Below are 23,295 nucleotides of genomic sequence, written 5' to 3' on the forward strand. Positions count from 1 at the left end.
CCAGGCGACGAGCCGCTCGAGCAGGATCGAAGCGCCGTGCAGCACCTGGGCCGTGCTGTCGGCACGGGCGAACAGCTCGAGCCGGCTCTCGAAGGAAGGCGCGAGGACGATCGGCTCGCGCGGGTCGGGCCGGCGGCCGAGCGCAGCGTCGATGTCGAGGAGCAGGCCTTCGCCGAAGCGCCGCGCCAGGCCGGAGCGGGGCAGGCCGAGCAGGTCGCCGAGCTGGCGCAAGCCCATGCCCTGCAGCGCCTCCCAGTGCTCGCGGCCGGGCCCGAGCATCCAGACCGGAACGTTGTGCAGGGCGCGCCGCGTCTGCGCGAGGTCGGCGCAGTGCGGTGCCGGCTGCAGGCGCGACAGCAGCGCGGCGCCCTGGGCGGTGGCGGCAGTGGCGACGCGGATCGCATGGCCGAGCGGGCGAACCGCCTGGTCGAGCCGCTCCAGCAAGGGGTCGATTCCGCCGAAGTAGCGCAGGCTGGCCTCGACCTCCAGCAGGACGGTGTCGGCCCCGGCACCGTAGTGGCCCGGCTGCAACGACACCTTGGGCGTGAAGGCCAGGGCCGCGTGCGCCACCGGCGTCAGGGCGGCGGCATCCCGGGCCGCATCGGCCTGGCCGAGGATGACGCGGGGCGCCAGGGCGAGCGCGGTCGCCCGCTTCAGCCCCGGCTGGACCCCCTGGGCCTGGGCGGCCCCGTTGACGGCGGCGATCCGGTGCGCATCGACGAGGGCGATCGGCCACTCCGCCGCGTCAGCGGCCGGGTCGGCGGCGAGCGTCGCTGCGAAGGATTCGAGCGACAGCGAAGGCAGGTGCAGCGCGACCCAGAGCACGATGGAAGATCGGTGGCGGTTCCGGGCTGCGCCAGGTCACTCGATCAGGCCTCGAGGTTGACGAAGGTGGCGGCTCGAAGCGCTTCGGGGCCGTTGCCCGCCGCGCATCCTTCCGCCTGCTTCAATACGCTGTCGGAGCGCCGTCGCGCGGCGTTCGACAGCACCGGCGGCAGCTCCAGCCGCAACGGTGATTCGAGCGGCGGCCCGCGCCGCTTCAGGATGCGGACCTGCAGCCGGTCGGCGCCGCCGGGCCGCAGGGCGAGGCGAAGCGGTGACGCGGTGGGGCGGGCGGCTGCCGCCGTCTCGCGCAGCACGAAGGCGGCGCCGTCGTGGTGGTGGGCGGCGAGCTGGAGTCGGCGCAGCCGCTCGGTGCGCAGGCGCGGCGGCAGCCAGGCGATCAGCGCACCGACGTGGCCGCTCTTCAGCGCCTGTTCGAGGGCCCACAGGCTGTCGCTGCCGGGGATCACCCGGGCCCGGGTGTTGACGACGAGGAGCTCGCCGACGTCGATGCCGAGGCCGGCGAGCGCCTCCGCCGACAGCGCCGCCGGTGGGTCGAAGACCATCACCAGCCGGCCTGCGCGCTGCGCCGCCAGCAGCGGGGGAGTGAGAAGACGGACTTCGCCGATGCCGGCATGGGGCAGCAGCAGTTCGGTCAGGGCGCGGCGCGGCCAGCCGCCATCCGGGAGCTCGGCGTCGAGTTCGGCGAAGCCGCTGGTCACCGCCTGGATGCCGGCCCGGCCGAGCTGGTACCCGAGCCAGAGCGCCGGGTGCAGGGTCTCGGGTGAACGCAGGCCGGCGCGCCGGGCTTCGACGCGATTCGCCCCCTGCCGCTGCAGCGGCGAAGCGATGTCGGACGGGAGCGCAAGGTCCATGGCATGACTGTATGTCCATACAGTATCCCTGACAAGCGACGGGCAAGAGGATGCTCAGGGCAACCAATCAGTTGCTTGAAGCAACGGTATCGGTCCAGAATCGCTCGACCGAAGGCCCCCCATGACCGCTTCCCCGCTCCCTGCCAACCCGCGCACCGAGGCCATCCGCCGCTTCAACCGCTTCTACACCCGGCGCATCGGCGTCCTGCACGAGAACCTGGTCGAGACGCCGTTCACCCTGACCGAGTCGCGCCTGCTCGGGGAGTTCGCGCACCGGGACCGCACGACCGCGGCCGAGCTGGCACGCGACCTCCACCTCGACCCCGGCTACCTCAGCCGCCTCCTGCGCGGGCTCAAGGAGAGGAGGCTGATCCGCGCCGAGCGCTCCGGCGACGACGCCCGCCACCTGCACCTGTCGATCACCGCCGCCGGGCAGCGCGCGTTCGCGCCCCTCGACCGGCGCAGCGAAGCCGACGTCGCCGCCCTGCTCGCGCCCCTGCCCGACGGCGACCAGCGCGAGCTCCTCGATGCCATGGCGCGCATCGAGCGCCTCCTCGGCGAGCGCGGCCGGGAGCGCCGGCCCTGGCACCTGCGCCCGCCGCGCAACGGCGACATGGGCTGGGTCGTCGCCCGGCACGGCGCCCTCTACGCCGGCGAGTACGGCTGGGACATGCGCTTCGAGGCGCTGGTGGCGCGCATCGCCGCCGATTTCGTCGAACGCTTCGACGCCGAGCGCGAGGCCTGCTGGATCGCCGAGCGCGAGGGCGACAACCTCGGCTGCGTCTTCCTCGTGCAGGCCCGCGACGAGGCCACTGGCGCCGTCGTGGAAGGCACGGCGCAGCTGCGCCTGCTCATCGTCGAGCCCGGGGCGCGCGGGCTCGGCATCGGCGCTCGCCTCGTCGACGAGTGCGAGCGATTCGCCCGCGCCAAGGGCTACCGCCGCATCGTCCTGTGGACCAACAGCGTGCTCGTCGCGGCACGCGGCATCTACACGCGGGCCGGCTACGTCCTCAGCCGCAGCGAGCCGCACCAGAGCTTCGGCCAGGCCCTGGTCGGGGAAAACTGGGAGCTGACACTGGCGTGAAGGCGGGCCCCGGGATGTCATCATCGGCGGCAACACCACCCGTCCGACAACTTCCCTCGGAGACGCGACATGAACGGTCTGATGATGCAGCAGCCGCTGCTGATTTCCTCCTTGCTGGTGCATGCCGAGCGCCACCACGGCGAGCAGGAGGTGGTCTCGCGCCGCGTCGAGGGCGACATCCACCGCACGACCTACCGAGAGCTCGCCAGGCGTGCCCGCCGGACCGCGAACGCCCTGGCCCGGCTCGGGATCAAGAGCGGCGATCGCGTCGCGACGCTGGCCTGGAACGGCTACCGCCACCTCGAGGTGTATTACGGCGTGTCCGGCTCCGGCGCCGTCCTGCACACCCTCAACCCGCGCCTGCATCCGGACCAGCTCACCTACATCGCCGACCACGCCGAGGACCGCGCGATCTTCTTCGACCTCACCTTCCTGCCGCTGGTCGAGGCGATCGCGCCGCGCGTGAAGACGATCAGGCACTGGGTCGCGCTCACCGACCGCGCGCACATGCCGGCGGCCAGCAAGATCGAGGGCCTCCTCTGCTACGAAGAGGTGATCGAAGCGGAAAGCGACCGCTTCGCCTGGCCCACCTTCGACGAGGCGCAGGCGTCTTCGCTCTGCTACACCTCGGGCACCACCGGCAACCCGAAGGGCGCCCTCTACAGCCACCGCTCGACGGTGCTGCACACGTTCGCGATCGCCCTGCCCGACGCCCTCAACTGCTCGGCGAGCGACGTCATCCTGCCGGTCGTGCCGATGTTCCACGTCAATGCCTGGGGCCTGCCGTACGCCGCGTGCATGACCGGTTCGAAGCTGGTCTTCCCGGGGCCCGGGCTCGACGGCAAGTCGCTCTACGAGCTCTTCGAAAGCGAGCGGGTCACGATGTCGGCCGGGGTCCCGACGGTCTGGCAGGGCCTGCTCGGCTACGTGCAGGCCAACGACCTGCGCTTCTCGACGATGCGGCGGACGGTCATCGGCGGCTCGGCCTGCCCGCCGGCGATGATGAAGACCTTCCAGGAAGGCTACGACGTGCAGGTCCTGCACGCCTGGGGGATGACGGAGATGAGCCCGGTCGGAACGGTCGCGGTGTTGAAGGGGTCGCAGCACGATCTCCCCGCGCCGGAGCGCTTCGCCGCGCAGTCCAAGCAGGGACGCGCGGTGTACGGGGTCGACATGAAGGTGGTCGGCCCCGACGGCGGCGAGCTGCCCTGGAACGGCAAGGACTCCGGCGAGCTCATGGTCCGCGGGCCATGGGTCATCGCCGAGTACTTCAAGGGCGAAGGCGGCGACCCGCTGGTCCGCGACGGCAACGGCGACGGCTGGTTCCCGACCGGCGACGTCGCGGCCATCGATGCCGACGGCTTCATGCAGATCACCGATCGCTCGAAGGACGTGATCAAGTCCGGCGGCGAGTGGATCGGCTCGATCGACCTGGAGAACATCGCCATGGCGCACCCTTGCGTGGCGATGGCGGCGTGCATCGCCGCGCGCCATCCGAAGTGGGACGAGCGGCCGCTGCTGATCGTCATGAAGAAGCCCGGCACGGAGCTGACCCGCGAGGAACTGCTCGCGTTCTACGAAGGCCGCATCGCCAAGTGGTGGACGCCCGACGACGTGGTCTTCGTCGATGCGATCCCCCTCGGCGCCACCGGCAAGATGCTGAAGAACCGGCTGCGCGAGCAGTACGGCGAGCGGCTGATGGCCGCTTCCTGACCTCGCCCGGCCTGTCTGCCCGGCGCCGGACGCCGGGCCTCGCCCATGAACGTCGGGATCGTCGCTGCTGCCATCGCGTTCGGCCTGTGGGGCTTCTTTCCGCTCTACTTCCGGCTGCTGCCGGAGGTCGCGCCCACGGAGGTCCTCGCCAACCGGATCGTCTGGTCGCTCGTGCTCCTCGCCAGTGCCCTGACGCTGCGCCGGCAGTGGGGCTGGCTCGCCGGCGTCGCGCGGCAGCCGAAGGTCCTGGCGGCGTTCGTGCTTACCGCCTTGCTGCTGTCGGCCAACTGGCTCACCTACATCTGGGCGGTGTCGAACGGCCATGTGGTCGACGCGAGCCTGGGCTACTTCATCACGCCGCTGGTCAACGTCGCCCTCGGCTACAGCATCCTCGGCGAGCGGCCCCGACCGACGCAGTGGCTCGCCCTCGGCCTGGCCTCGGCCGGCGTGGTGTGGCTGGCCGTCGGCGCCGGGGCCTGGCCGTGGATCGGGCTGGTGATCGGCCTCAGCTTCGGTGCCTACGGGCTGCTGCGCAAGATCGCCGTCATCGGCTCGCTCGAGGGGCTGACGCTCGAGACCCTCATCCTCGCCCCGGCGGCAGCGGTGGCCATGGCCTGGTGGTGGGGCAGCAGCGCGACCAGCTTTCCCGCCCCCGACCGGGCGACCAACGCCTGGTTGATCGGGCTCGGCCCGGCGACGACGGTGCCCCTCCTCCTCTTCGCCGTCGCCGCCCGGCGCCTGCCACTCACGACGCTCGGCGTCTTCCAGTACCTCAGCCCGACGATCCAGTTCCTGCTCGGCATCTGGCTCTTCAGGGAGCCGTTCGACAGCACCCGCTTCGCCGGCTTCGCGCTGATCTGGGTCGCGCTGGCGCTGTACACCCTGGACGGGTGGCGGCATCGCGGCCTCGCGGCTGCACCGCCCTAGCGTCCTGCGGGACGGCCCGCCACCGGATCGACACCGAAAACGGAACGCCTACATTGAACCCTGCAGTCCGCCGCCACGGCGCAGGTCGGCGCGGCAAGGTCGCGGACCGCTGCCGCCAAAGCCAACGCTCGCGCGGACCTGGCCGCCTCCCTGCGCAGCAATCCGCGCACGGGCCGGCTCATGCAGTGGCCGGGGCGAAGAACTGCTCGACGCCCTAGCGAGGCCGCCGCACCGGAGGAATCAGCCGGCAGCGATCACCTGTGCCGCTGCGTTGACGACGGCGGCGATCCGCCCGATGTCGCGCAGTTGCTGCGTCGTCATGCCTTCCTTCCTCAGCAGGGCGTAGTGCGACGAGATGCAGAAGTGGCACTTGCCGACGATGGACGCGGCGAGCGCGTAGGCCTCGAACTTCTTCTTGGCGACGCCGCCGGAGGTGGCATACGCGTTCATGCGCAGCTCGGCCCGCTGCGTCTTCAGGTCCTCGTCGCCGGCCATCTCCACGTATGGGTACCACGCGTTGTTCATGCCCATCAGGGCCGCGGCGGTGAGCGCGGCGTTGGCCTCGGCCGCCGGCGCCGCCTCCCGGAAGGCCTGGACCAGCGGCTTGCTCCTGGCGGCGAAGGCCGCCGCCAGGGCCACGCCCAGCGCGTCTTCGGGAGCCAGGCTCGAACGGCCGATGACGCCGTCCAGGTTGAGGCGGATGTCCTTGGCGTAGTCGGGGATCTGTTCCTTGATCCTGCTCAGGAATTCCATGGTCGTTTGCTCATGTTGTCGCGAAAAGGCCCGCCGGAGCGGGCCTCGATGGCGGCCGGGCGGAGTCCGGTCTCAGAGGGTCTGGCCGCCGACCGTGCGGTTGCACGGGCAGAGCTCGTCCGTCTGCAGGCCGTCGAGGATGCGCAGCACTTCCTCGGGGTTGCGGCCGACGTTGAGGTTGTTGACGCTGACGTGCTGGATCGTGTTGTCCGGGTCGACGATGAAGGTCGCGCGAAGCGCCACGCCTTCGGCCTTGTCGCGGACGCCCAGCTGGTCGACGAGCGAGCCCTTCGAGTCGGCGAAGCTCCAGTGGCCGAGCTTGCTGAGGTCCTTGTGGTCGCGCCGCCAGCCGAGCTTGGCGAACTCGTTGTCGGTCGAGCCCCCGAGCAGGACGGCATCACGTTCCTCGAACTGAGAGGCCAGCTTGTCGAAGCCGACGATCTCGGTCGGGCAGACGAAGGTGAAGTCCTTCGGCCAGAAATAGATCACCTTCCACTTGCCCGGGAAGCTCGTTTCGGTGAGGGTCTCGAATGCCGAGACGCCGTTTTCCTCGTGCTGGTTGAAGCCGGGCTTGACGCCGGTGACGCTGAAGGATTCGAGCTTGTCGCCAATGGTTTTCATGCGGGTCTTGCTGAGTTGAGAGCGCCTTGCGACGCGACAAGACCTAGTTTAGGCTATCGACTTATATGATTCAATTGGAAATGCCTAAAACGCCGATACATCACCTCAGGTCGCCGGCAAGGCTGGCGAGGGTCTCCGGCGCCACGTTCACGTGCGCCGGGTAGTTGGGGTGCTCGCAGCCGATTTTGACCCCGGCGCCCGCGCGAACCGCATCTCGCGCCGGCTTGGCCAGCTCGAAGCGCAGGAAGTGGACGGCCGATGTCTTCTCCTCGTTCTCCCGATCCAGGTCCTCGTCGGCGATCGCGTAACTGCGGGCGTGGCCCTCCACCTCGACGAAGACCCGGTCCTCGACGCCGATCAGGCGGGCGAGCTCGCGCTTGCGCTCGTTCGGATCGGGATACTCGATGAGCATCGTCGCCTTCCAGTTCGTCCCGTCCGGAACGAGGGGCGCGTAAGCCTCGATCTCGGCCAGGATGCCGGGCTCGTCGAAGATCTTCTCGATGTGCAGCATCTCCTGGATCTGCCGGCGAATCGTGGTCTCGTCCTCGAACTGCAGGCTGAGGTTCTCGCCGAGGCGGACCGTGCGCAGCTGCCGGTGCGCGATCACGGCCGCGCGCCCGCTCTTCCTGACCTTGGCATAGGCCTCGAGGGTCAACAGGCTCTCCCGGGTAATGCTCATGGCGTCTTCACTCCAGTCCGTAGGCGCGCCGCACCAGACTCAGCGGATGGCGGAGCTCGGCCGCCGCGAGCGAGTTCTCCGCCATGCCCTGGGCGATGTGATGGCCGGCCAGGGCGCAGTCAGAGCTGATGACGTCCGGCGCGCCGCTGGCCATCGAACGGAACACGGGCCTGCCGATCTTCATGGCGGCCTCGTGCGTCGGCGTCTTCACGCCGTAGGTGCCGGCGTGGCCGGAACAGCGCTCGACGACGATGAGCTCGACGGCGACGCTCTTGGCGATCAGCCTGAACATCTCCTCGGTCTTGCGGCCGATCTTCTGCACCCGGCCGTGGCAAGGCACGTGGTAGCTGACCTTGCCGAGGCCGACCTTGAAGTCGGTCTTCAGCAGGCCGTCGCGATGCCGGGCCATCAGGTATTCGAACGGGTCGAACATCGCCTCCTGCACCCGCGCGACGGCGGCCTCGCCCGGGAACAGCAGGGGCAGTTCCTGCTTGAACATGAGGGTGCACGAAGGAACAGCGGAGAGGATGGCGTAACCCTCGCGCGCATACCGTTCGAGCACCGGGATGTTGCGCTCCTTGAGCCGGGCCACGCCTTCGAGGTCGCCGAGCTCGAGCTTGGGCATGCCGCAGCAGCTCTCCTTCTCGACGATCTCGAACGGGATGTCGTTGTGCGCGAGCACGGCGAGCAGGTCGTGACCGATGCCCGGCTCGTTGTGGTTCACATAGCAGGTGGCGAAGACCGCCACCTTGCCCGGGCTGCGCTCGCCGTTGACGACGCGCGCCGGCGCGCTCTTGCGCGCTGCGCCGCGAAAACGACGGCTCGCCAGCGGTGGCAGCCAGGCGTCGGGGTGGACGCCGAGGGCCTTGTCGAGGACCTTGCGCACGGGCCGGGTCCGGTTGGCGGCATTGACTGCCTGCACGACGACCGGGATCCCGGCCAGCTGGCCGTGCACGTCGGTTGCTGCCAGCAGCCGCTCGCCCGCGCCAATGCCGCCCTGACCGAACTTGATCGCCTTCGCGCGCAGCATGACGTGCGGAAAGTCGACGTTCCACGGGTGCGGCGGGACGTACGGGCACTTCGTCATGTAGCAGAGGTCGCACAGGTAGCACTGGTCGACGACCTTGGCGTAGTCCTTCTTGTCCACGCCGTGCACCTCGCCGTCGGCCGTGGCGTCGATGAGGTCGAACAGCGTCGGGAACGACTGGCACAGGCTGACGCAGCGGCGGCAGCCGTGACAAATGTCGAACACCCGCTCCATTTCGGCGAAGGCCTTGCCCTCGTCGCGGTAGTCGGGACCCTTCCAGTCGATCGGATGCCGGGTCGGCGCCTCGAGATTGCCTTCGCGCAGGGTCATGGAGTGGGCAATTTGGTTCGCGTGCACAGGAAACGAACAAGGGCCGCGCGGGCCCTTGTTCGACGAACGTGAATCCGGCGTCAGTCGACGAACGCGTCGAGCGCCTTCTGGTAGCGGTTGGCATGCGAGCGCTCGGCCTTGGCGAGCGTCTCGAACCAGTCGGCGACCTCGTCGAAGCCCTCCTCGCGCGCGGTCTTGGCCATGCCGGGGTACATGTCCGTGTACTCGTGCGTCTCGCCGGCGACGGCCGACTTGAGGTTGTCGCGGCTCGAGCCGATGGGCATTCCGGTTGCCGGGTCGCCACAGGCCTCGAGGAATTCGAGGTGGCCGTGGGCATGGCCCGTCTCGCCTTCAGCGGTCGACCGGAACAGGGCAGCGACGTCGTTCTGTCCCTCGATGTCGGCCTTGTTCGCGAAGTAGAGATAGCGTCGGTTGGCCTGCGACTCGCCCGCGAACGCGTCGCGCAGACTCTGCTCGGTCTTGGATCCCTTCAATGCGGCCATCGTCGTCTCCTGTGGTGCTGCACTTCCGGCGCGACGCGCGCCGGTGGGCGAACCAGGCAACCGTAGCGCGTTCGGCGACGCGAGGCAATAAGGCACTTCTATCCGGCGAATTGGGTTCGTCTATGCGCAGGGCAGCAGGCGACACATCGAGCCGCCACCGAAGCCGATGCGCTTTGCTAAACTGCAGGTCGCCGTGGGGGGGTAGCTCAGCTGGGAGAGCGTCGCGTTCGCAATGCGAAGGTCGGGAGTTCGATCCTCCTCCTCTCCACCATCCGGCAGGTCCAGGCCCTGCCTGATCACTGGACGTTGATGACGCGCAGCCCCATGAGCCTGCCGCCGACCTTGTCGAGCACCTGAATGGTCGTCTGCCGCGGCTTGAAGCCCTGAGGCAAGGGCAGGCTGCCGCGCACCGAGTCGTAAAGCCCGACCGACACCGGCACCGGTGCCAGCGACACCGTATCGCCAGCGCGTCCCGAGGCGCCGGCCACGACGAGCTGCATCACGCCGCCGAATGGTTCCCGGCCCGCGCGTTCCCGCGACAGCACGACGTTGTAGGTCAACGTATCGCCTTGCACCTCGAAGCGCGCGGCACGCACGGCCACCGGTGCGTTGCGGGGATCGGGCGGCAGCGAGGCGATGAGCGAACCGATGTCCTCGCGCAGGCGCTGCACGGCGTCTCCCCGCACACCGACTTCGGTTGTCAGGCGCTTGTTGTCGCCGAGCGCGGCACGCAACCGGTCGGCGGTCGACTTCAGCTCCGCCTGCAGGCGCTGCCGTTCGGCATCGGCACGCTCGAAGGAGGCGCGCAATTGCGCCGAGGCTTCGGCGCCGAGACGTGGCGGCAGGTAGCTCTCCTGCACGAACAGCACACCACCCGCGCCGAGGCCGACCCCGAACAGCATGATCAGGAGCCAGCGGGGAATGCCGCGACGGGGGCGCCGTCGGCCGTAAGGCTCGAAGGGAATGGGTTTGCTGGATCCGAGCATCGGGGAGAAAGAGGGTCAGGCGGGGAGCGCGAGGGCGCGGGGCGATCGGCGTGCACGCAAGGTGCCGCTGCGCAGGGCGGCGACGCCGCGGGCGACAGGTTACCGCTCCCGGTTCGGGCGTGCTTCGGTGCGGATCAATTCCCTGTGCGGGAGCGCGGATGCGGGCTACAGACCCTCATGGCATGCGCGTTTTCGTCAGGTCACAGCGCCGGCGATCGGGCCAGAATGCATTCGTCACACACAGCGGAGAAAGACATGGCCGAAGGCAACAGCAAAGGCAGGGTGGTTCTCGTCACGGGCGGGATGGGCGGCCTCGGCGAGACGATCTCCACCAAGATGGCGGACGCCGGATACCGGGTCGTCGTCACCTACTCGCCGGGCAACACCAAACACGGCGAATGGGTCGCCGGCATGAAGGCGAACGGGTACGAGATCACGGCAGTCCCCTGCGACGTCGCGGACATCGACTCGTGCGCCCGCGCCGTCGCCGAGGTCCACGCCAAGGTCGGCTCGGTGGACATCCTCGTCAACAATGCCGGCATTACCCGGGACATGACCTTCAAGAAGATGGACAAGGTGAACTGGGACGCCGTGATGCGCACGAACCTGGACAGCCTCTTCAACATGACCAAGCAGGTCGCCGACGCGATGGTCGAGCGCAGCTGGGGCCGCATCATCAACGTGTCGTCGGTGAACGGGTCGAAGGGCGCCTTCGGCCAGACCAACTACTCGGCGGCGAAGGCCGGCGTGCACGGCTTCACCAAGGCGCTGGCGCTCGAAGTGGCCAAGAAGGGGGTCACCGTCAACACCATCTCGCCGGGCTACATCGGCACGAAGATGGTCACGGCGATCCCGGAGGAGATCCTCAGCACCAAGATCCTGCCGCAGATCCCGGTCGGCCGGCTCGGCAAGCCGGAGGAAGTGGCCGGGCTGATCATCTATCTCGCGTCGGAGGAGGCGGCCTTCGTGACCGGCGCGAACATCGCCATCAACGGCGGCCAGCACATGCAATGACGGCCGGCGGCCGGCACCGGAGGAGACCCGAATGATCAAGTCAGGCATCGACCAGGACGCGGTGATCGCGATGTTCGCGGAAGCGAGCACCAGGCAGGGCGAGAGCCTGCGCCAGGCAGTGAGCACGGCGACGCTGAAGGCCCTGCAGGGCCGCGAGATGACGCTCGCGAACATCCGCAAGGTGGTGCAGTCGATGGCCGGGGCCGCGTCCCTCGGCGTCGCGCAGAATCCCGCCGGCGCGGTGGACGGGGAGGCGCTCCTGGGCAAGGCGCTCGCCGGAATCGACGGCGCGCTCCTGCAGGCGGTCGAGGCGAACCGGAAGGCGCTCGAGCAGTTCGTCGGCAACGGCATGGCGCTCACCGAGAAGCCGCTCAAGGCGGCCCTGGCCAACATCGAGAAGATGGAAGACGTGTTCTTCGAGGCGGTGACCAAGGCCAGCCAGGGTGCCGGCCCGATGCAGGCGCCCTGGGAGCAGGCCCTCTCGGCCCTGCGGATGAAGGGGACCGACACCGGTGCGCAGGCGTCGCAGACCGTGACCGGGCTCCTCGCCCAGGCGCAGACGCTGATGCGCGACGGCCGGGCCACCGGCATGCGCGCCGCCCAGGCCATGCTCGACAGCTATGCGGCGATGGTGAGCGGCGTCCTGATCGGCATGTCGGAAGGGATGCAGGCCGGCGGCGCGAAGGCCGGCCCGCGCGGCGCCGCTCCGGCTGAGAGCCAGGACCGGGCTGCGGAAGCAGCACCCGCTGCCAAACGTGCGGCAGCACCGGCCCGACAGTCCAGGCCCACGCGGCGGCGCGGCTAGGCGGAACCGGCCGCCCCGATCGCGGCGACGATGCCGGCGACCCGCGCCTCGACGGCCGGGTCGTGCCGGATCGGCCGGCCCCAGGCGCGATCGGTCTCCCCGGGCCATTTGCTGGTCGCGTCGAGCCCCATCTTGCCGCCGAGGCCCGACACGGGCGAGGCGAAGTCCAGGGAGTCGATCGGGGTCCGGTCGACCAGGACCGTGTCGCGGACCGGGTCCATCCGCGTCGTCAGGGCCCAGACCACGTCCGGCCAGTCGCGCACGTTCACGTCGTCGTCGGTGACGACGATGAACTTGGTGTACATGAACTGGCGCAGGAAGCTCCAGACGCCGAACATGACGCGCCTGGCGTGCCCCGGGTAGCGCTTGCGTATGCTGACGATGGCCAGGCGGTAGCTGCAGCCTTCGGGCGGCAGGTAGAAGTCGGCGATCTCGGGAAACTGCTTCTGCAGGATCGGCACGAAGACCTCGTTGAGGGCGACGCCGAGGACCGCCGGCTCGTCGGGCGGCTTGCCGGTGTAGGTCGAGTGGTAGATCGGATCGCGCCGGTGCGTCATCCGGGCGATCTCGAAGACCGGGAACCAGTCGGGCTCGTTGTAATAGCCGGTGTGGTCGCCGAACGGACCCTCGAGCGCGTGGAGGTAGCCGCCGATCTCCTTCAGGCGGACGCCCATCTCGCTCCTGCCGTCGAATCCGGGCGCCGCCGGCGGGATGTGGCCTTCGAGGACGAACTCGGCTGTCGCCGGCGCCTGCAGCATCACGCCCTCGTCGCCGACGCTGCAGTCGGTGACCTCGGTCCGGCTGCCGCGCAGCAGGCCGGCGAACTGGTACTCGGACAGGGTGTCGGGGACCGGCGTCACGGCGCCGAGGATGGTGGCCGGGTCCGCGCCCAGCGCCACCGCCAGCGGGAACGGGCGGCCCGGCCGCAGCGACGCGAACTCGCGGAAGTCCAGCGCGCCACCCCGGTGCGCCAGCCAGCGCATGATGACCTGCCGTCGCCCGATGACCTGCTGGCGGTAGATGCCCAGGTTCTGGCGCGCGCGCGCGGAGGAAACGCCCTGCGGGCCGCGCGTGATCACCAGCCCCCAGGTGATGAGCGGGCCGGCGTCGTCCGGCCAGCAGGTCTGGACCGGCAGTCGACCGAGGTCGACCTCCGGGCCGTCGACGACGACTTCGCGGCAGGGCGCCCGCGCGGTCGTCGCCGGCCGCATGCTCCACACCGATCGCGCCATTTGTAACAAGCGGCCGGCGTCGCCCAGGCCTTTCGGCGGCTCGGGCTCCTTGAGACTCGCCAGCAGGACGCCGATGTCCCGCAGCTCGGCCACGTTCTCGGCGCCCATCGCCCGGGCCACGCGACCGCTCGTCCCGAAAAGGTTGGTCAGGACCGGGATCGCGTAACCGACCGGGCTCGAAAACTGCAACGCCGGGCCGCCGCGACGGAGAACGGAGTCACTGATCGCTGTCATTTCCAGCCGCGTGGAGACTGGCTCGGCGACATGGACCAGGTCGCCGTCGGCTTCCAGGGCACGCAGGAAGCCCCTCAGATCTTCATATTTCATATCGGTTAGTAGTAAGAGACGCTGGAACCAGTGTTGACCAGGAATTAAACGGCTTCCTAGAATCGCGCCTCTTCGTCGACCCACACCGCCGACGCCTCGCGTCGACGGCGTTCAACCGGCCACCGGGTCGACCGTTTGCTGCCCACGAGGGCTGAAATTATCGCCATGCCACCTGCCTTGCCGTCCGCGGCGTCGGCAGGGCATCGGAAGGAGAGTGTGATGTCGAAAATCGCGCAGGCTTGCCGGCTCTGCGACACCTGGCGGGCCGCCACGGCGCGCTCGGGTGCCGTCTTCGTCAAGGACGTGGGCCACGGGCTCCTCGAAGTCAGCCACAACTCGCTGGCCCTGCTGGGCCTGTTGACCGTCGGCGTCGTTCTCTTCGCCGCCAGCCAGGCCGACGTCCGGCATGCCCTGGAAACGCAGACACGGGCCTGGCTGCAGGCCCGGCACGAGGCCCGCCTGCCCGCCCCGGTCGCGGACGCGGAGCCCGACCTGAGCGAGCCCGATGCCATCGCCCGGGCCACCGCCTCGGACCCGCGCGACCTCGACAAGCGGCAGGCCGCCGTCGCCATGTACCTGGCCCGCCGCTACAAGGTGGCGCCCGAGCCGGTCAGCCGGCTGGTCCAGGAGGCCTGGATGGTCGGCGAACTGGTCAAGCTCGACCCGACCCTGATCCTGGCCGTCATGGCGGTCGAGTCGAGCTTCAACCCGTTCGCGCAGAGCCCCGTCGGCGCCCAGGGCCTGATGCAGGTCATGACCAAGGTCCACGACGACAAGTACGTGCCCTTCGGGGGCCGGCATGCGGCATTCGATCCGGTCACCAACCTGCGCGTCGGCGTCCAGGTGCTGAAGGAATGCATCACCCGCGCCGGGAGCCTCGAAGCGGGCCTCCGCTACTACGTCGGTGCCGCCAACCTCGGCGACGACGGCGGCTATGCCGCCAAGGTGCTGGCCCACCAGAGCGTCCTGCGCCTCGTCGCCAGCGGCGGCAAGGTACCGCCGGCCGCACCTGCAGCCCCGGCCAAGCCGCGCGTCGCTCCCGAGAACGCCGGCAGGGCGCTGCCGATCGATTCCTCCGGTGCCCGGCCAGCGCCGGCGCCCGAGCCGGTGGACGGCCCGGACAAGATCGCCCTTCTGCTTCGCTGAAGGCAGGCCTGACCGCCCCGGCGGCGGGCCCGGGAGCGCTCACGTAGCATGGGCGACCCGCCGTGGTCTCCACACGCGCGGCCCCGAGGCGCATCGCCCGGGAAAGGACGCCTGCCCATGTTTAAACGAAGCCTCAGCACCGTCGCCAACGTCGACCCCGAGCTCGCCGCCGTCATCGAGCGCGAGAACCGGAGGCAGGAAGAGCACATCGAGCTCATCGCCTCCGAGAACTACGCGTCGCCCGCCGTCATGGCGGCGCAAGGCAGCCAGCTCACCAACAAGTACGCCGAGGGCTACCCCGGCCGGCGCTACTACGGCGGCTGCGAATTCGTCGACATGGCGGAGCAGCTGGCCATCGATCGGGCCCGGCAGCTGTTCGGGGCCGGGTATGCGAACGTCCAGCCGAACTCCGGCTCGCAGGCGAACCAGGCCGTGTTCTTCGCCCTGCTCCAGCCCGGCGACACGATCATGGGCATGAGCCTGGCCGAGGGCGGCCACCTGACGCACGGCATGCCGCTCAACATGAGCGGCAAGTGGTTCAAGGTCGTGAGCTACGGCCTTACGCCGGCCGAGGAGATCGACTACGACGCCATGGAGCGTCTGGCCCGCGAAGCCCGGCCCAGGCTCATCATCGCCGGCGCCTCGGCGTACAGCCTGCGCATCGACTTCGAGCGCTTTGCCCGTGTGGCGAAGGAGATCGGCGCCTTCTTCATGGTCGACATCGCGCACTACGCCGGGCTTGTCGCGGCCGGGATCTACCCGAACCCCGTGCCGCACGCCGACGTCGTCACCTCGACCACGCACAAGAGCCTGCGCGGTCCGCGCGGCGGCATCGTCCTCATGAACGACGAGGCGATCGCGAAGAAGATCAATAGCGCCGTGTTTCCGGGCCTGCAGGGCGGACCGCTCATGCACGTGATCGCCGCGAAGGCGGTGGCGTTCAAGGAAGCGCTGGCCCCCGAGTTCAAGACGTATCAGCAGCAGGTGGCGAAGAACGCCGTCGTGCTCGCGGAGACGTTGATCGAGCGCGGCCTGCGCATCGTCAGCGGCCGGACCGAGAGCCACCTGATGCTGGTCGACCTGCGCCCGAAGAACCTGACCGGCAAGGAAGCCGAGACCGTCCTGCAATCGGCGCACATGACGTGCAACAAGAACGGCATCCCGAACGACCCGCAGAAGCCGATGGTCACCAGCGGCATCCGGCTCGGCACCCCGGCCCTGACGACGCGCGGCTTCCGCGAGGACGAGACGCGGCGGACGGGCCACCTGATCGCCGACGTGCTCGATCGGCCGCACGACGCGGCGACCATCGCCGCCGTGAAAGCCCAGGTCGCCTCGCTGACCCGCGACTTTCCTGTGTACGGGGCGTGACGGGGGCGCGCTTGCGACGCCGCTGTCCGGCCGCCCCATGAGGTGCCCGTTCTGCAGCCACGAGGACACCCAGGTCGTCGAGACGCGCGACTCGGATGAGGGCGACGTGGTCCGGCGCCGCCGCCGCTGCCAGAGCTGCGACAAGCGCTTCACCAGCTACGAGCGGGCCGAGATCGCCTTGCCGACGGTGGTCAAGAAGGACGGCCGCCGCACCGAGTTCGACCCGGCCAAGGTGCGCGCCTCGATGACGCTGGCCTTGCGCAAGCGCCCCGTCAGCGTCGAGCAGATCGACGCGGCGATCGAGCGCATCCAGGACAAGCTGCTCAACAGCGGCGCCAAGGAGGTGCTGTCCGCCAAGGTCGGCGAGCACGTCATGCGTGAGCTGAAGCGGATCGACAAGGTCGCCTACGTGCGCTTCGCCTCGGTCTATCGCAGCTTCGAGGACGTCGACGAGTTCCGGCAGCTGATCCGCGACATCTGAGGCCGCGTCGACGGCTGCGGCCGCGACACTCGTCGTGAGCCCCCGAACGGGCGCCCTCGCCGCGATACGCTGATTTCCCCTCTCGACGGGATCGCGTCGGCGCGGACGCGTTCCTACAGTGCTTCGCATGGACACGAAGCACTCGACGACGAAGCGGCAGGCCGGCATCACCCTGCTCGAGCTGGCCATCGTGGTCGTCGTCACGGCCATCGTCGCGGCCGGTGCGGCGCCGGGGCTGGCCGGCTTCGTCGAGACGAGGCGCCTCGACGGCGCGGCGACCCGGCTCGCCACCGACCTGCAGTGGGCCCGCAGCGAGGCGCTGGCGCGCAACGCCTCGCTGCGCGTGAGCTTTCGGGCCCACGCCGCAGCGACGTGCTGGATCGTCCACACCGGCGCCGCGGCGCAGTGCGACTGCCCCGGTCCCGGCCCGGCGGTCTGCAGCGGTGACGCGACGGAGATCAAGACGGTCCAGCTGCCGGCGACCGAGCGCATCGCCCTGCTCGCCAACGTCGGCTCGATCGCCTTCGACCCGCTGCACGGCACGAGCACACCGACCGGGACGCTGCGTCTGGTGGCACCGAACGGTCGCGCCATCCATCACGTCGTCAACGTCATGGGCCGGGTCCGCTCGTGCTCGCCGTCCGGGACGGTGGCCGGCTATCGCCCCTGCTGATCCAACGAGGAGTCCTCATGAATCCCAGCCTTGCTCTGCCCGCCCGCTCTCGTCGCCTGTACCGGCTGCGCGGCTTCACGCTGATCGAGTCGATGGTCGCCGTCGGCATCGCCGCCGTCCTGTCGAGCGTCGCCTACCCGTCGCTCGAGGGTCACGTGCTTCGCGCACGCCGGACCGACGCGCTGGTCGCGCTGATGAACGCCCAGCTCGCGCAGGAGCGCTATCGCTCCAACAACAACAGCTACGGCACGCTGGCCGAGACGGGGCTGCGCGCCGCCTCGGCCTCCGGCTACTACACGGTGCAGGTCACCTCGAACAGCGCCGACGGATTCGAGGTCCTCGCCAGCGCCACCGCCCGGCAGGTCCGCGATACCCACTGCCGGCACCTCCGGCTGGTGTCGGTGGGCACGGCCGTGACCTACGCCTCGGGACCCGATGCGGCGACCTCGAACCCGGCCGAGGTCAACCGCAAGTGCTGGAACCAGTGATGGGCCGGCTCGTGAAGCCCCGCGCCGTGACCCGCCACCGCGCGGCGGGCCTGTCGATGCTCGAGCTGCTGGTCGGCACGGCCGTGGGCCTGGTCGTCGCCGCCGCGGCGGCCGCAGTGGTCGGCGCCAACGTGCGCGAGAACCGGCAGCTCCAGCTCGAGGCGCGGCTGATGCAGGAGCTGCGATCGACCGCCGGACTCGTCGCGCGCGACCTGCGCCGGGCCGGCTACTGGGCCGCGGCGGCCTCGGGCGTGCGCGGTGAAAGCGCCAGCGCGCCGGCCGCCAACCCGCACCGGGCGCTCAGCCCCGAAGACGCGGCCTCCGACGCCGTGCAGCTCAGCTTCTCGCGCCCTGCCGGCGACGACATGGCCCTCGACGACGACGAGCGATTCGGCTTCCGCCTGCGCAACGGCGTCGTCGAGATCCAGCTCGGGGCCGGCAACTGGCAGGCGCTGAGCGACGCCGGGACGCTGCGCGTCACCGCCTTCCGGGTCGAGCCCATCGTCGAGCACATCGACCTGCAGGGCTTCTGCGAGCGCGACTGCGCGGTCGGCAACACCGGCTGCCCGCCGCGCCAGCAGGTGCGCAGCCTCGCCTTGTCGATCTCGGCGCGCGCCACCGACGACCCGGCGGTGACGCGCTCACTGCGCAGCCGGGTTCGTGTCCGCAACGATGCCGTCGTCGGCAGCTGCCAGGAGTAGTCCATGCCATTGCCTTCCAACCCTGCCCTGCGCTCCGCGCAGCGCGGCGCTGCCTCCCTGCTGGTGACGGCCCTGCTCTGCTTCGCCATGGTCCTGGCGATCGCCTACGCCAACCGCAATCTCGTCGTCGAGGAGCGCGCCTCGGCGAACCAATACCGGTCGGCGCAGGCGTTCGAGGCCGCCGAGGCGGGGCTCGAGTGGAGCCTGGCCCGCCTCAACGACAGCGACCGCATCGGCACCGACTGCCTGCCGAGCGGCAACCTCGCCGATCTCGCCTATCGGAATCGCTCGCTGCAGATCGCTGCCGCGACCGGCGCCATCACGCCCGTCAGCTGGGACGACGCCGGAACGCCGGCGCCGCTGCAGGCGGCCTGCGTCCGCGACGGCGCCGCGTGGACCTGCAGCTGCCCGGCGACCGGGCTGCCGACCTTGCCGCTCCCTGCCGGACACGCCACGGCGCCAGCCTTCAGCGTCGCCTTCTCGGCCGGGCCGCGGCCCGGCCTCGTGCGGGTGGTGTCGACCGGCTGCACGCGTTCTGCCGGCGTGTGCACGGCGAACGCCACGGCCGGACACGAAGCCTCGTCGCGGCTCGAGGCGGTGTTCGCGCTGACGCCGGCCCTGCGCGCCGTGCCGGCGGCCGCGCTCACCGCCCGCGGCCAGGTCGACGCAGGCGGGGCCGCGCTCGGTGCCCATCACCGCGACGCGTCCTCGGGCGGGCTCGCGGTGCATGCCGGCGGCCGCATCGCCGGATCGGCCCTGCGCCTGACCGCGCCGGCCGGCACTCCGCTCGACGAGTCCCTCGCCGCGGACGATCCGGCGCTGGCGGCGCTCGCCGGCGACCGCCTCTTCCTGCGCATCTTCGGGATCGCCAAGCCGGCCTGGCTCGCGCAGCCGGCGGCGACGCGCGTGATCTGCAGCGTCGACTGCGCAGCGACGATCGCGGCCACCATCGCCGCCGGCGCGCGCTTGCTTTGGGTCGAGGGCGAGCTGGTCCTGTCGGGGCCGCGGACGCTCGGTTCGCCGGACGATCCGATCGCCCTGGTGGCGACCGGACCGCTTCGCCTCGATGGCGCGGTCACTATCCATGGCATCGTCCACGGTCCATCGCTGGAGTGGAACGACGGCGCCGCGCCGGGGGCCCTGGTCCGCGGCGCCGCCGTGATCGACGGCGACTACAGCGGCAACGCGGCGCCCGATTTCGCCCATGACGCCGCAGTCCTGTCGCTGCTCAAGACGCGGGCCGGCAGCTTCACGCGGGTCAACGGCAGCTGGAAGGATTTCTGATGACGCACAGCCGCTCGCCCCTGGTGCGCCGTCGCGGACAGCGCGGTGCCACGCTGCTCGAATCCCTCGTCGCCTTCGTCGTCCTCGCTGCCGGCACGGCCGCGGTCGCCCGGCTTCAGACGGTGCTGCGCCACGACGCCGCCCTCGCCCGCGAGCGCTCGGAGGCCGTCCGCCTGGGCGAAGAGCACATGGAGCAGCTGCGCTCCTTCGCCAGCATCGCGGCGTCGGGAGTCCACGCGTACGCGTCCATCGTCGACGCGGAGACCGTGGTCGACAGCGCCTCGGGGTATGCAGGACACGCCCCTTACCGCATCGTCCGTCGCATCGACGACGCCGCGTTCGCAGGCGTCAAGGCCGCCTCGGTCACCGTGCACTGGAGCGACCGCGGCGGCACCGTCCGCGAGATCACGTTCGCTTCCTTCATCGCCCGCAACGACCCGGTCTACGCCGGTGCGCTCGCCCTCGGCGCCGGTGCCGGTCCCGGCGCCGTCCGGGGCCGCCTGGGCCGCGCGCCCACGATCCCCGTCGAGGCCAGGGACCTGGGCGACGGACGCAGCGCCTGGAAGCCGGTGGCGAGCGGCAGCGTCGCGATCCTCCTCGACAACGGCAGCGGCGACGTCGTCGGCCGTTGCGACGGGATCGCGGCTTCGACCGCGGCGCGCGACCTCGTCGCCACCGATCTGGCCGGCTGCACGGGCGTGCGCGCCCTGCTGCTCGGAGGCACGGTCCGCTTCACGTCGGTCTCGCCGCCCTCGCCTGCCGACGCTCGGGAGGCGCCGCTCGACCTGTCGATCGCTCTGAGTCTCACCGGCGGCAGCTACTCCGCGGCGCCGCAGTGCCTGACGGAAGCGCGGAAGACCGTTCGCTACGCCGTGGCGGGCAGCCTGCGCCTCGCCTCGGTGCCGATCGACGCCGTCGCCTCTTCATTCGGCCTGACGACCTGGCAGGACACCGGCGATCGCTTCGTCGCCTGGCACTGCCTGGTGACGCCACGTGCCGACGGCCGCTGGTCGGGTCGGGCCGAGCTGGTGGCCAGCGGCTGGGCGATCGGCTCCGGCAGCAGCGAGCGCCGCGTCTGTCGCTACGCCACCGATGCCGACGGCAGCGGCGCGATCGATGCGAACATCGAGCATCCCCGCCACTACAGCGACGTGTCCCAGGCCCTCTCGATGCAGAACTTCCTCGTCGTCCGCGGCAGCGACAGCTGCCCGGGAGCGCCCGCGGTCCGTGTCGCCGGCGAGGCCGCGACAGTGCACGCCGACCTCGGCACCGTCCCGCACCAGCCATGACCGGGACCTCGGCCCAGGACACCCGAAGCCAGGACGAGGCGGCGATGGCCGAAGCGCTCGCGCTCGCGGCCCGCGCCATCGGCCTGTCCGACCCGAACCCGCGCGTCGGCTGCCTCGTCACTGCGCCGAACGGCACGGTCGTCGGCCGTGGCTTCACCCAGGAAGCGGGCGGCGCCCACGCAGAGATCATGGCCTTGCGCGACGCCGCGACGCGCGGCGCCGACGTGCGCGGCGCCACGGTGCACGTCACGCTCGAGCCCTGCGCCCACCGCGGCCGCACGCCGCCATGCGCCGAGGCGCTCGTCGCCGCCGGCGCCGGCCGCGTGGTCATGGCCATGCGCGACCCGAACCCGCTCGTCGCCGGCCGGGGCGCGGCACGCTTGCAGGCGGCCGGCATCGTCACGGAATGGGGGCCCGGCGAGGCCGAGGCGCGCGAGCTCAACATCGGCTTCGTCTCGCGCATGGAGCGTGGCCGACCCTGGCTGCGCATGAAGGCGGCAGTGTCGCTGGACGGCCGCTCGGCGCTCGCCGACGGCAGCAGCCGCTGGATCACCGGCGAGGCGGCGCGTTCCGACGGCCATGCCTGGCGCAAGCGCGCCGGCGCCGTGCTCACGGGCGTCGGCACCGTGCGCGAGGACGATCCGCGCCTCGACGTGCGCCTCGCCACGACGGCGCGCCAGCCCTGGCGCGTGATCGTCGATTCGCGCCTCGAGACGCCGCCGACGGCGCGCATCCTCGAACCGCCCGGCACGGTGCTGCTCTACGCCGCCGTCGACGACGGCGAACGCCGCCGAGCCCTCGAGGCGCACGGCGCGGAGATCGCCTTCCTGCCCTCGCCTTCCGGCAAGGTGGACCTCGCCGCCTTGCTCGCCGACCTGGGCCGCCGCGAAGTCAACGAGCTGCACGTGGAGGCCGGCGAGAAGCTCAACGCGTCCCTGCTCGAGGCCGGTCTCGTCGACGAGCTCCTGGTCTACGTCGCGCCCTCGCTGATCGGCCCGGGGCGCAGCCTGGCCGCCCTGCACGCGCTGGCCCGGCTCGACGACCGTCTCCAGTTCGCCTTCACCAGCGTCGATGTGATCGGCACCGACCTGCGCCTGCGCCTGCGGCCGCGCCGGACGAGGGCCTGACGCGTCGGCGACTCCGCTGCGGCGCCCGGCCGCGACAATCGAGCCATGTTCACCGGCATCGTCAGCAGCGTCGGCAAGGTGGTCGACGCCCGCCCGCTCGGCGCCGGCCCCGGCTTCGGCAAGGCGCTCTCGATCGAGGCGCCGCCCGGCTGGCTCGACGGCGTCGGCCTCGGCGACAGCATCGCCCTCGCCGGCGCCTGCATGACGGTCGTGAGCCTGGACCCGGCGTCGCGCCGCTTCGCCGTCGAGATCTCGGCCGAGAGCCTGGCCCGCACCGCCGGCCTCGACCAACCCGGCGAGGTGAACCTCGAGAAGGCGCTGCGCGCCGGCGACCGCCTCGACGGCCATCTGGTGAGCGGCCACGTCGACGGCATCGGCAGCGTCAGCCACTTCGAGCGCGTCGGCGAATCGTGGGAGCTGCGCGTCAAGGCGCCAGCGGTGCTCGCGCGCTTCCTGGCGCTCAAGGGATCGATCGCCGTCGACGGCGTCAGCCTCACCGTGAACCGCGTCGCCGATGGCCATGGCGCGGTCGAGCCGCCCTGCGAGTTCAGCGTCAACCTGATCCCGCACACGGTCGCGAACACGACCCTGCGCAGCCTCGCGCCCGGCCGCCGCGTCAACCTCGAGGTCGACCTCATCGCCCGCTACGTCGAGCGCATGCTCGGCCTTCCCGCTCGAAACGAGTGACGTCGCCGGCGCCCTGCCCCTCACCACCCACCTACAATTTCGCCATGCCGATCGCACCGATTCCCGAACTCGTCGCCGAACTCGCCGCCGGTCGCATGGTCATCCTCGTCGACGAGGAAGACCGCGAGAACGAGGGCGACCTCGTCCTCGCCGCCGACCTCGTCACGCCCGAGGCCATCAACTTCATGGCCCGCAACGGACGCGGCCTCATCTGCCTGACGCTGACGCGCGAGCGCTGCGAGCGGCTGCAGCTGCCGCCGATGACGGCGAAGAACGGCGCCCAGCACGGCACCGCGTTCACCGTGTCGATCGAGGCGGCCACCGGCGTGAGCACCGGCATCTCGGCCGCC

Annotated in this window: 25 protein-coding genes and 1 tRNA gene; 17 read left to right on the plus strand and 9 right to left on the minus strand. The window is 70.7% G+C overall.

All coding sequences use genetic code 11. From position 1 onward, the window contains the following. The coding region (locus tag AC30N0_RS05725; protein WP_489516965.1) for a Y-family DNA polymerase at positions 1-825 on the minus strand (825 nt) is incomplete at its 3' end. 44 nt (positions 826-869) lie between these two features. Continuing rightward, positions 870-1,697 (minus strand): translesion DNA synthesis-associated protein ImuA, encoded by an 828-nt coding sequence (imuA, locus tag AC30N0_RS05730; protein ID WP_489516966.1) that lies wholly within the window; start codon positions 1,695-1,697, stop codon positions 870-872. A 121-nt stretch (positions 1,698-1,818) separates the two neighbouring features. Between imuA and AC30N0_RS05735 the strand changes: the two genes are divergently transcribed. The 3 genes from AC30N0_RS05735 (at position 1,819) to rarD (ending at position 5,421) form a co-directional block, all read left to right on the plus strand. After that, entirely contained in the window at positions 1,819-2,781 is a 963-nt protein-coding gene (locus tag AC30N0_RS05735; RefSeq protein WP_489516967.1) for a bifunctional helix-turn-helix transcriptional regulator/GNAT family N-acetyltransferase, read from the plus strand. A gap of 69 nt (positions 2,782-2,850) precedes the next feature. After that, a complete protein-coding gene (locus tag AC30N0_RS05740; protein WP_489516968.1) occupies positions 2,851-4,494 on the plus strand; it encodes a 3-(methylthio)propionyl-CoA ligase in 1,644 nt (547 codons plus the stop codon). Between the two features lie 45 nt (positions 4,495-4,539). Further along, positions 4,540-5,421 (plus strand): EamA family transporter RarD, encoded by an 882-nt coding sequence (gene rarD, locus AC30N0_RS05745; protein WP_489516969.1) that lies wholly within the window; start codon positions 4,540-4,542, stop codon positions 5,419-5,421. A 240-nt stretch (positions 5,422-5,661) separates the two neighbouring features. Here rarD and AC30N0_RS05750 read toward each other — a convergent pair whose 3' ends face one another. The 5 genes from AC30N0_RS05750 to AC30N0_RS05770 form a co-directional block, all read right to left on the minus strand. Beyond that, the gene (locus AC30N0_RS05750) at positions 5,662-6,174 is read right to left on the minus strand and encodes a carboxymuconolactone decarboxylase family protein (RefSeq protein WP_489516970.1); all 513 of its coding nucleotides are present in this window, start codon (positions 6,172-6,174) and stop codon (positions 5,662-5,664) included. Positions 6,175-6,246: 72 nt separating this feature from the next. Beyond that, entirely contained in the window at positions 6,247-6,795 is a 549-nt protein-coding gene (locus AC30N0_RS05755; RefSeq protein ID WP_489516971.1) for a peroxiredoxin, read from the minus strand. Between the two features lie 100 nt (positions 6,796-6,895). After that, entirely contained in the window at positions 6,896-7,474 is a 579-nt protein-coding gene (locus AC30N0_RS05760; RefSeq protein ID WP_489516972.1) for a DUF3501 family protein, read from the minus strand. 7 nt (positions 7,475-7,481) lie between these two features. After that, positions 7,482-8,831, minus strand: a complete 1,350-nt coding sequence (locus AC30N0_RS05765) for a (Fe-S)-binding protein (RefSeq protein WP_489516973.1) — start codon at positions 8,829-8,831, stop codon at positions 7,482-7,484. Between the two features lie 80 nt (positions 8,832-8,911). Further along, positions 8,912-9,334 carry a rubrerythrin family protein gene (locus tag AC30N0_RS05770; protein WP_489516974.1) on the minus strand — a complete coding sequence of 141 codons (423 nt, stop codon included), beginning with the start codon at positions 9,332-9,334 and terminating at the stop codon, positions 8,912-8,914. A 195-nt stretch (positions 9,335-9,529) separates the two neighbouring features. Here AC30N0_RS05770 and AC30N0_RS05775 point away from each other — a divergent pair. After that, a tRNA-Ala gene (locus tag AC30N0_RS05775) sits at positions 9,530-9,605 on the plus strand. Positions 9,606-9,630: 25 nt separating this feature from the next. Here the strand turns inward: AC30N0_RS05775 and AC30N0_RS05780 are convergent. Then, positions 9,631-10,320: a hypothetical protein gene (locus AC30N0_RS05780; RefSeq protein ID WP_489516975.1), complete on the minus strand. Its 690-nt coding sequence runs from the start codon at positions 10,318-10,320 to the stop codon at positions 9,631-9,633. A gap of 255 nt (positions 10,321-10,575) precedes the next feature. Here AC30N0_RS05780 and phbB point away from each other — a divergent pair, with 255 nt between their 5' ends. After that, the gene (gene phbB, locus AC30N0_RS05785; protein WP_489516976.1) at positions 10,576-11,334 is read left to right on the plus strand and encodes an acetoacetyl-CoA reductase; all 759 of its coding nucleotides are present in this window, start codon (positions 10,576-10,578) and stop codon (positions 11,332-11,334) included. 31 nt (positions 11,335-11,365) lie between these two features. Then, on the plus strand, positions 11,366-12,139 hold the full coding sequence (locus tag AC30N0_RS05790; RefSeq protein WP_489516977.1) for a DUF6781 family protein: 774 nt from the start codon (positions 11,366-11,368) through the stop codon (positions 12,137-12,139). Here AC30N0_RS05790 and AC30N0_RS05795 read toward each other — a convergent pair. Then, a complete protein-coding gene (locus AC30N0_RS05795) occupies positions 12,136-13,698 on the minus strand; it encodes a UbiD family decarboxylase (protein WP_489516978.1) in 1,563 nt (520 codons plus the stop codon). The genes AC30N0_RS05790 and AC30N0_RS05795 overlap by 4 nt on opposite strands. A gap of 219 nt (positions 13,699-13,917) precedes the next feature. On the opposite strand from AC30N0_RS05795, the gene AC30N0_RS05800 reads away from it, so the two are divergent. The 11 genes from AC30N0_RS05800 to AC30N0_RS05850 all read left to right on the plus strand — a co-directional run. Further along, positions 13,918-14,844 carry a lytic transglycosylase domain-containing protein gene (locus tag AC30N0_RS05800; protein WP_489516979.1) on the plus strand — a complete coding sequence of 309 codons (927 nt, stop codon included), beginning with the start codon at positions 13,918-13,920 and terminating at the stop codon, positions 14,842-14,844. Positions 14,845-14,961: 117 nt separating this feature from the next. Further along, positions 14,962-16,215 carry a serine hydroxymethyltransferase gene (gene glyA / locus AC30N0_RS05805; RefSeq protein ID WP_489516980.1) on the plus strand — a complete coding sequence of 418 codons (1,254 nt, stop codon included), beginning with the start codon at positions 14,962-14,964 and terminating at the stop codon, positions 16,213-16,215. A gap of 37 nt (positions 16,216-16,252) precedes the next feature. Beyond that, the gene (gene nrdR / locus AC30N0_RS05810; RefSeq protein ID WP_329690681.1) at positions 16,253-16,696 is read left to right on the plus strand and encodes a transcriptional regulator NrdR; all 444 of its coding nucleotides are present in this window, start codon (positions 16,253-16,255) and stop codon (positions 16,694-16,696) included. A 127-nt stretch (positions 16,697-16,823) separates the two neighbouring features. Beyond that, positions 16,824-17,369: a GspH/FimT family protein gene (locus AC30N0_RS05815; protein ID WP_489516981.1), complete on the plus strand. Its 546-nt coding sequence runs from the start codon at positions 16,824-16,826 to the stop codon at positions 17,367-17,369. A gap of 17 nt (positions 17,370-17,386) precedes the next feature. Next, entirely contained in the window at positions 17,387-17,857 is a 471-nt protein-coding gene (locus AC30N0_RS05820) for a type IV pilin protein (RefSeq protein WP_489516982.1), read from the plus strand. Between the two features lie 11 nt (positions 17,858-17,868). Then, complete coding sequence (locus tag AC30N0_RS05825; protein WP_489516983.1) at positions 17,869-18,558, plus strand: hypothetical protein; 690 nt, start codon at positions 17,869-17,871, stop codon at positions 18,556-18,558. Positions 18,559-18,561: 3 nt separating this feature from the next. After that, positions 18,562-19,842 carry a pilus assembly PilX family protein gene (locus AC30N0_RS05830; RefSeq protein WP_489516984.1) on the plus strand — a complete coding sequence of 427 codons (1,281 nt, stop codon included), beginning with the start codon at positions 18,562-18,564 and terminating at the stop codon, positions 19,840-19,842. Next, positions 19,842-21,131 (plus strand): type IV pilus modification PilV family protein, encoded by a 1,290-nt coding sequence (locus tag AC30N0_RS05835; RefSeq protein WP_489516985.1) that lies wholly within the window; start codon positions 19,842-19,844, stop codon positions 21,129-21,131. The genes AC30N0_RS05830 and AC30N0_RS05835 overlap by 1 nt, the downstream gene beginning before the upstream one ends. Further along, positions 21,128-22,258 (plus strand): bifunctional diaminohydroxyphosphoribosylaminopyrimidine deaminase/5-amino-6-(5-phosphoribosylamino)uracil reductase RibD, encoded by a 1,131-nt coding sequence (ribD, locus tag AC30N0_RS05840; protein ID WP_489516986.1) that lies wholly within the window; start codon positions 21,128-21,130, stop codon positions 22,256-22,258. The genes AC30N0_RS05835 and ribD overlap by 4 nt, the downstream gene beginning before the upstream one ends. Positions 22,259-22,303: 45 nt before the next feature. After that, positions 22,304-22,945 (plus strand): riboflavin synthase, encoded by a 642-nt coding sequence (locus AC30N0_RS05845; RefSeq protein WP_489516987.1) that lies wholly within the window; start codon positions 22,304-22,306, stop codon positions 22,943-22,945. A 44-nt stretch (positions 22,946-22,989) separates the two neighbouring features. Then, the coding region (locus AC30N0_RS05850) for a 3,4-dihydroxy-2-butanone-4-phosphate synthase (protein ID WP_489516988.1) at positions 22,990-23,295 on the plus strand (306 nt) is incomplete at its 3' end.

This window comes from Rhizobacter sp. (assembly GCF_031412495.1).
GTDB lineage: Bacteria > Pseudomonadota > Gammaproteobacteria > Burkholderiales > Burkholderiaceae_C > Schlegelella_A.